An 8436-nucleotide genomic window follows, 5' to 3' on the forward strand; every position below is an offset into this window, starting at 1 on the left:
GTGGGCGGGCGGGGGGGGGGTTCTTGGTGTTGTGCTTTGGTCGCGCCCCCGCCCGCCCCCCGGCTCTACCGGGTCACGCGCGCGTCTGGCCTTCGCCGCGGACGACGAAGCGCTCCACGGTGAGCGCTTCCAGCCCCATCGGGCCATAGGCGTGCAGGCGAGTGGTGGAGATGCCGATCTCCGCACCCAGGCCGAGCTCGCCACCATCGGAGAAGCGCGAGGAGGCGTTGACCATCACCACCGCCGAACGCAACGCGTGCACGAAGCGCTCTGCCGCTGCGGCATCGTCGGTAGCAATCACCTCGGTGTGGTCCGAGCTGTACTGCTGGATATGCGCCAGGGCGGTGTCCAGGTCATCCACCACGCGCACGGCGATGATCAGGTCCAGGTACTCGGCGGCGTAATCGTCGTCGCTGGCCACGTCAGCATCGGGCAGCCACTGGCGTGCCACCGCATCGGCGCGTAGCTGCACACCACGTTCGGCCAGCACCTTCGCCGCCAACGGCAGGAAGGTCGGCGCGAGGTCGGCATGCACCAGCAGCGTCTCCAGCGAATTGCAGGCCGACGGCCGGCTGCACTTGCCGTCCACCAGCAGGCGCAGCGCCAGCGCAGGATCGGCGGCGCGGTCCACGTACAGATGGCAGACGCCTTTGTAATGCTTGATCACCGGTACGCGGGCATGCTCGGCCACGAACCGGATCAGCCCTTCCCCGCCGCGCGGAATCGCCAGGTCGATCAGGTCGTTGAGCTGCAGCAGCGCCAGCATGGTCTCGCGGCGCAGATCCTCGACCAGCGTCAGCGCTGCATCGGCAATGCCGGCCTCGCGCAGCGCCCGCTTGAGCGACGCGGCAATCGCGGCATTGGACTGGATCGCCTCCGAACCACCGCGCAGGATCACGCCGTTGCCGGCCTTGATGCACAGCGCGGCCGCATCGGCGGTCACGTTCGGGCGCGCTTCGTAGATCATCGCGATGACGCCCAGCGGCACGCGCACCTTCTGCACCCGGATGCCATTGGGACGCACGTCATCGCGGGTCACCTGCCCGACCGGATCGGGCAACGCGGCCACCTCGCGCAGCGCGGCGGCGATACCGGCCAGGCGCTGTGGGTTCAAGGCCAGGCGATCCAGCATCGCCGTGCCGACGCCCTTCTCCGTGGCGGCGGCCAGGTCGCGTGCGTTGGCGGCGAGAATCGCCTCGGTATCCGCGTCCAGCGCCGCGGCCATCGCTTCGAGCAGATCGGCCTTGGCGGCGGAGGACAGCTGAGCAAGTTGCTGGGCAGCCTCGCGGCAGGCCAGCGCTTGGGTGCGGATGTCGGTAGTGGAACTGGCGACCATCTCAATATCCTTGAAAAAACACGGTAGAGCCACGCCATGCGTGGCTGGGGGAGGTCGAACGGCCCAGGCTGCGCAGCCACGCATGGCGTGGCTCTCCCGTGGATGTTCTTACGCTTTACAGCAACACCAGATCGTCACGGTGGATGACGTTGCCACCGTAGTTGTAGCCGAGCACGCTTTCGATGTCGCGCGAGTGGCGCCCGGCGACGCGGCGGATGTCGCTGGCCGAGTACTGGCTGACACCACGGGCCAGGCAGACCTCGCCGGCCTCGGTGCGTTGCCGGATCTCGACCATGTCACCGCGGCGGAAGTCCCCTTCCGCGCCGACCACGCCGCCGGGCAGCAGCGAGGCGCCCTTGCCACGCAGCGCATCGGCCGCACCGGTATCGACCAGGATCGCGCCCGGTTCCAGCGGCGCGTGCCGCAGCCAGTACTTGCGCGCGGCCACGCGGGTCTGCGCGGCGTGGATGCGGGTGCCGAAGAGGCGGCCTTGGCTGAGCGCGCGCACCACCTCGGCGCTGCGCCCGTTGAACAGGCAGGTCTCGATGCCGACACGCCCGGCCTTGGCCGCGGCCTCCAGCTTGGTATGCATGCCGCCGGTGCCCGCGCCGCTGCCGGCCCCCCCGGCCATCGCCAGCACCTCGACGGTCAGCTCGGGCACATCGTGGATCGGCCGTGCCTGTGGATCACGCCGCGGATCGGCGCTGTACAGGCCGTCGATGTCGGTGGCGATGAACAGCACGTCGGCGTCGATCAGCGCAGCGACGGTCGCAGCCAGATTGTCGTTGTCGCCGAGCTTGAGCTCATCCACCGAAACGGTGTCGTTCTCGTTGACCACCGGCAGCGCGCCCAGCCGCAGTAGTTCGTTGAGCGTGGCGCGGGCATTGAGATAGCGGCGACGGTTGCGCAGGTCGTCATGGGTCAGCAGCACCTGCGCCACCGGGCGTTCGAAGAAGCGCTGCCACAGCCCGATCAACTGCGCCTGGCCCAGCGCCGCCAGTGCCTGCCGTGCGGCCATCGCCGCCCCGGCTTCCAGCGCGCGCGGCACGATCGCCCGACCCGCGGCAACCGCGCCGGAGGACACGATCACCACTTCACGCCCGGCCAGGACATTGGCCGAGACGAACTGGGCCAGCCCCAGTGCGTGGCGGGGCGAGAGGCCGCCGCCATCGGCCGCCAGCAGGCTGCTGCCCACTTTGAGGACGGCGCGTTTCCACTGCGGAACGGCTTGTTCGGTGAACGGCGAAGGCACGGACTGGTTCATGGGGTCGGTGCGCTCAGCGCGTACTCCATTCGTGGATACGGGCGGTGGCACTGCCCTGCACCAGCAGCGGATCGGTGTCGACCAGCGCCTGTGCAGCGGCCAGATCGGCGATGTCCTGCAGCACGTAGGCGCCACCGCTCTTGTCGGTGAAGCCACCGGTCAGCAGCAGCTGCCCGCGGGCCCGCACCTCATCGAGAAAGCGCACGTGCTCGGCACCGACCTCATCGCGGAAGTCCGGCGTGCGGGTGACCATCACCAGATAACAGATTTTCATGTGAGTCCTTTTCCCGGGCGCGCCCGGCAAGACGTTACAAAAACGGCGGCCTTGCGGCCGCCGTCGTGATCACACCAGTGCGGCCCAGCGGGCGCGCAGCTCATCCAGCCGCAGGTCGGCGGCCGCGCCGGGCGACACGCGCGCGGCCAGGCTGCCTTCGGGGGTCCGCCCCTGCCCGGCCGTATCCGCCGCCGCGGCGGCGGCCTTGTAGGCCTCGCGGAACGGCACACCGGCCACCGCCGCTTCCACGGCGACATCGGTGGCGTACATGCCCGAATCGATCGCCGCACGCAGCTTGTCGTCGCGCCATTCCAGGTTGGCCAGCAGCGCCGGCAGCAGTTCCAGCGCGGCCAGACCGCGGCCGAAGCCATGGAAGATCGCGCCCTTGCTGCTCTGCAGATCGCGGTGATAGCCCGACGGCAGCGACAGCAGCTGCTCGATCTCGGTGCGGGCCGCGGCCACGCTGGCGTGGGTGGCCCGCATCAGTTCGATCACGTCCGGGTTGCGTTTGTTGGGCATGATCGAACTGCCGGTGGTGTACTGCGCCGGCAGCGCGACAAAGCCGAACTCGCCGCTGGTGAACAGCGACAGGTCCCAGGCGATGCGGCGCAGATCCAGCGTGGCGCCGCCAAGCGCTTCCAGGGCGGCCAGCTCGAACTTCCCGCGCGACAGCTGGGCATAGATCGGCGAGATCTGCATCCGCGCGAAACCGAGTGCCTCGGTGGTGTGCGCGCGGTCCAGCGGCAGGTTCACGCCATAACCGGCGGCCGTGCCGAGCGGATTGGCGTCGACCAGGTTGAAGGTGTCGTGCGCGCGGATCGCGTTGTCGATGAAGGCTTCGGCCCAGCCGGCCCACCACATGCCCGCCGAGGACACGACGGCGCGCTGGATGTGGGTATAGCCCGGCACCGGCAGGTCTTTTTCGGCCTCGGCACGATCCAGCGCCACCTTGGCGATCTCGCGGCTCAGCTCGGCCACGCGCAGCAGCTTGTCCTTCAGCCACAACCGGGTCGCCACCAGGATCTGGTCGTTGCGGCTGCGCCCGGTGTGGATCTTGCGACCGGCATCGCCGAGGCGCTCGGTCAGGCGCGCTTCGATCGCCGAGTGGCAATCCTCGAAGCGCTCATCCAGCACGAACGCACCACTGCGGAAATCCTCGGCCAGCACATCCAGCTCGCGCTGCAGGCCGACGCGTTCGTCGTTGCCGAGAATGCCGATGTTCTCCAGGCCCTGCGCATGCGCCTTGCTGGCTGCCACGTCGTACAGGAAGAACTCGCGGTCCAGGATCACATCATCGCCGGCCAGGAATGTCTGGATCTTGGCGTCTACCGCCACGCCGGGCTTCTGCCACAGAAGGTCTGCCATGTCTTGCTCCGTAGGCGGATTCGCTCCGCCGGGTTGTCAGGGCGCGCGCAGGGGGCCGCGCGGCGCCGTGGGAATTCAGTGCGGGATCGAGGCCAGTTCGTCCAGGCCCAGTGCCAGGTTGAGGTTCTGCATCGCCTGGGTGGCCGCGCCCTTGAGCAGGTTGTCCAGGGTGGCCACCACCACCACGCGCTTGCCGCCCGGGGCCACGTCGAAGCCGCCGATCTGCACGCCGTGCCGGCCCGCAATCTGGCTTACCCAGGGCGCTTCGTCGATCACGTCGATCAACGCTTCGTTGGCGTAGTACTTCTGATAGAGCGCGATCACGTCCTCGCGCTTGACCACCGTGTTGAGCCACAGGTTCACGGTCATGGTGATGCCGCGGAAGTGCGGCGCCACATGCGGCATGAACTCGACCGGCACGCGCAGGTGCGCAGTGACTTCGCGCTCGTGCACATGGTTGGTCAGCGCATACGGCATGAGGTTGTCACGCAGCAGTTCCGGATTGTTCTTGTCCGAGGGCGTGGTGCCCGCGCCGGAGTAGCCGGACACACCAAAACACTGCGGCGGGCCGGCCAGCTGCTGCAGCAGCGGGCTGATCGCCAGCTGCATCGCGGTGGCGTAGCAGCCCGGATTGCTGATGTGCTTCTGGCCCAGGTAGTCGCCCCGGGTCAGCTCCGGCAGGCCGTAATACCAGCTCGGCTCGAAGCGGTGATCGGCCGACAGATCGACGATCACCGTGTCCGGCCTGGCCGCATCCAGCGCGGTGACGAACGGCGCGGACAGGCCATTGGGCAGTGCCAGGATCACCGCATCCATGCCCTTGGCGGCGACAGCGTCGGCGTCGAGGTTCTCGAACTGCAGTTCACCGTGCCAGTCGCTGTGGTGATCGCTCACGCGCTGGCCGGCCAGTTCGCGCGAGGACACAAAGCCCAGCTGCAGGTGCGGGTGGGCGGCGATCAGCTTGATCAGCTCGGCGCCGGTGTGCCCGCGGGCGCCGACGATGCCGACGGTGAAGGTCTTGGTGCTCATGCGTGTGCGTCCAGGCGGTGCTGCAGGTGGCGTTTCACCCCCTGCCATTCCGCATCGATGATGGAGAAGATGACGGTGTCGCGCGGGGTGCCATCCGGGTGACGTTTGTGGTTGCGCAGCACGCCGTCCTGCTTGGCCCCCAACCGCGCGATAGCGGTGCGCGAGGTGAGGTTGAACCAGCTGGTCTCGAACACCACGCTCAGGCATTCCAGCCGCTCGAAGGCATGCGTGAGCAGCATCAGCTTGGTTTCGGTATTGATGCCGGTGCGCTGGGCGGCCTCGCCGTACCAGGTGTAGCCGATGCTCAGGCGCGGCACCTCGGCGTCCAGATCGTAGTAGCGGGTGGTGCCGACCACTTCATCGGCCTCGTTGAGGACCGCGAACGGCAACACCTTGCCCTCCGCCTGCGCCTGCAGCGCGGCCTGGACGTAGGCGGTCATGGTCTTCGCACTGGGCACCTGGGTGTACCAGAGCTTGGACAAGGTGCCATCCCCCAGTGCACCGCGCAGGCCATCGATATGCGCCATCTGCAGCGGCTCCAGCCGGGCGTGTGTGCCGGCCAGTGTGGGGACCTTGGTCCAATCGGCGAGATTCATGAGGTTCAGCCCTCCAGGCTGGGGGTGCGTGCGGCGCAATGCTCGACGTACGCTTTGATGCGGTCGAAGCCATCGGCGCCGAACCAGAAGACCTTCCAGTGGCCCTGCTTGTAGCAGCCATCGGATTCGGCGTAGTAGAAGTGATTGATCGGGTTGCCGTTGCGTGAGCGCCAGAACAGCTGCGGGGTTTCGTCCAGCATGACATTCCAGACCGCGCGGCCCAGGCCCTCGCCCTGCGCATCGTCGAGCACCGCGAACTTGTCCAGGTAGACGCCTTCGGGCTCGTCGGTGAGGATCACCGCGGTGCGATAGTTCTCGCTCACATAGGCGCGCAGCAGCTTGGTTTTCTGGAAATAGTCCGGCACCAGGGTGCGGCCGAAGCTGGATTCGATCAGCTGCTTCAGGCGCGGCAGGTCCAGTTCGTCCCAGGCGGTGGCGCGCAGCACTTTCTCGCCCTTGCGCACCAGCGTGCCCGAACCCTTGTGGGTGAACAGCTCCTTGGCCAGGTCCGCCGGGCGCGTGATCGACACCGAGGACTCCAGTGGCAGGCGATCCAGCAGGTCCTTGATCTGTTCGATCTTGACCCGCATGCCGCCATGGATCCACGGCTGCTGCATCAGCTGGTCGTACTCGGTGGACAGGTTGATCGAGTCGATCACCTTGCCCTCTTCGTCAAGCAGGCCGCCGGTGCCGGTCAGGAAGATGATCTTGTACGGCTGCAGTTCCTGCACCAGCTCGTTGGCGGCGAAATCGGCGTTGACGTTGAGGATCTGCCCGCAGCGGGTTTCGCCCAGGCTGGTGATCACCGGGATCGAGCCGGCGCGCAGGCTGGCTTCGATCGGAGCCAGGTTGACCTTCTTGACCTCACCGACCAGGCCGTAGGTGGCCTGGTCCAGATACTCGGCTTCGAACACGCCGCCGGTGATCGAGGTTGCGCGCGCACCGTTCTGCTGCAGGGCTTCGACCAGTTGCAGATTGGAGGCCTGGAACACCCGGCGCACGATCGCCAGCCCTTCGGCCGAGGTCACGCGCAGGCCGTTGACGGTCTGCTTCTCGATGCCGGCCGCCGACAGTTCGGCATCCAACTGCGGACCGGCGCCATGCAGCACGATCGGGGTCAGGCCGACTTCCTGCAGGAACGACAGTGAGGAGGTCAGCGCCTCCAGGTCATCGCGCAGCACCGCGCCGCCGACTTTGACCACGGCGAAGCGTTTGGCGTCCAGCTGCGAGAAACGCTTGAGGTACTGGCTGATCTCCTTCGCGCTGGCCATGCTCGAGAGCAGGCGCACGATGGTCTGACGGGTCTGGCGGTGGGGCTGGGAAGAAGGCATTTCGATATCGTCGCAGGCGGCCGGGGCCGCGATGGGAGTTCCGTCAGTGGGGGACCACGACGGCGTCATTCGATCAGGCGCCGTGCGCGATGATGCGGTGCACGGATTCGGCGTAACGCTGCAACTGCTCCAGCGTCACGAACTCATCGGCGGTGTGGGCCTGGGCGATGTCGCCCGGGCCATACACCAGCGTGGTGTAGCCGCCGGCCGAGAACAGTGACGCCTCGGTCCAGAAGTCCACCGCGTTGCCGATCGGAATATCCAGCGCATCGGCCACGTCGCGCGCGGCCAGGCGGCGGTTTTCCGCTTCGGCGATGTCGCCGGCCGGGAAACTGGGGCCCCGGAAGGTCTCGGTGAACTGCGCCGCGGCCGGTTCGGCAAAACCGGCGAAGGTCGCCAGCAACGCATCGATATCCATCGACGGCAGCGGACGGAAGCCGAAGCGCACCTCGGCGGCGGGCGCGATCATGTTGGCCTTGATGCCGCCTTCCACGCGCCCGATGTTGAAGCGCAGGCCGGTCAGCCCGCCGAAGCGCGCATGCGACAACGAATCGACATGGTCCAACGCGCGGTTGCCCCAGCGCATCGCCTGATGCAGTGCACTGGCCGCCGCGTCCTGCTTGCCCGAGGCATGCCCGGCGCGGCCGGTGAACTGCATCAGCACCGAGCTGATGCCACGGTGCGCGAGCACCGCTTCGCTCATGGTCGGCTCGGCCACCAGCACCGCTTCATACGGAATGCCACGGGCCAGGAAGGCGGCGATGCAACGCGGATCGTTGGCTTCCTCGTCGCTGGAGAACAGGAACGCGGCATCGCCATCGCTGGCGTTGGCAGCAGCCACCAAGGCCGCCGCAGCGCCCTTGATGTCACACACGCCCAGCCCGATCACGCGGTCCTCGGCGCGCCGCATCACGTGTGGGTCGGCCGTCCAATGCGGCGAGTCCGGCACGGTATCCAGGTGCACGTTGAACAGGTACTTCGGGGTGCCACGCACCGCATACAGGCTGACCGCACCGTCGCCATGGTCGATCACCTCCACGTTGAACCCGGGCAGGTTCGCACGCAGGTAATCGAAGATGCCGCCGGTGGTGATCGCCCGCGGCGGATTGCGCGTGTCGAAGGACACGAGCTGCTGCAGATGATCGAGTGTCTGTTCCAACATGTGTCTGAGTATCCGTAGGGTTCAAAATCGGTAGTGCCGGCCGCTGGCCGGCTCTGCAATGATCCGGCCGTTCCAGGAG

General features: G+C 67.5%; 8 protein-coding genes. All 8 read right to left on the minus strand.

Features of this window, described 5'->3' with window-relative positions; genetic code table 11:
- Positions 1-73 precede the first annotated feature (73 nt).
- Positions 74-1336, minus strand: coding sequence for a glutamate-5-semialdehyde dehydrogenase (locus ABE546_RS18415; RefSeq protein ID WP_346464650.1), 1263 nt, complete (start codon positions 1334-1336; stop codon positions 74-76).
- 115 nt (positions 1337-1451) lie between these two features.
- Complete coding sequence (gene proB / locus ABE546_RS18420) at positions 1452-2600, minus strand: glutamate 5-kinase (RefSeq protein ID WP_121038175.1); 1149 nt, start codon at positions 2598-2600, stop codon at positions 1452-1454.
- A gap of 13 nt (positions 2601-2613) precedes the next feature.
- Positions 2614-2874 carry a YciI family protein gene (locus tag ABE546_RS18425; protein ID WP_313218896.1) on the minus strand — a complete coding sequence of 87 codons (261 nt, stop codon included), beginning with the start codon at positions 2872-2874 and terminating at the stop codon, positions 2614-2616.
- Between the two features lie 69 nt (positions 2875-2943).
- On the minus strand, positions 2944-4239 hold the full coding sequence (gene argH, locus ABE546_RS18430) for an argininosuccinate lyase (protein ID WP_293981763.1): 1296 nt from the start codon (positions 4237-4239) through the stop codon (positions 2944-2946).
- Between the two features lie 75 nt (positions 4240-4314).
- Positions 4315-5268 carry an N-acetyl-gamma-glutamyl-phosphate reductase gene (gene argC / locus ABE546_RS18435; RefSeq protein WP_346464651.1) on the minus strand — a complete coding sequence of 318 codons (954 nt, stop codon included), beginning with the start codon at positions 5266-5268 and terminating at the stop codon, positions 4315-4317.
- On the minus strand, positions 5265-5864 hold the full coding sequence (locus tag ABE546_RS18440; protein WP_259261505.1) for a GNAT family protein: 600 nt from the start codon (positions 5862-5864) through the stop codon (positions 5265-5267). The genes argC and ABE546_RS18440 overlap by 4 nt, the downstream gene beginning before the upstream one ends.
- 5 nt (positions 5865-5869) lie before the next feature.
- The gene (locus tag ABE546_RS18445; protein WP_313212351.1) at positions 5870-7195 is read right to left on the minus strand and encodes an acetylglutamate kinase; all 1326 of its coding nucleotides are present in this window, start codon (positions 7193-7195) and stop codon (positions 5870-5872) included.
- A gap of 73 nt (positions 7196-7268) precedes the next feature.
- Positions 7269-8357 carry an acetylornithine deacetylase gene (locus ABE546_RS18450; RefSeq protein WP_346464652.1) on the minus strand — a complete coding sequence of 363 codons (1089 nt, stop codon included), beginning with the start codon at positions 8355-8357 and terminating at the stop codon, positions 7269-7271.
- Positions 8358-8436: the final 79 nt, after the last annotated feature.

Origin of the sequence: Stenotrophomonas sp. TWI377 (assembly GCF_039674525.1) — a bacterium.
Lineage (GTDB): Bacteria > Pseudomonadota > Gammaproteobacteria > Xanthomonadales > Xanthomonadaceae > Stenotrophomonas.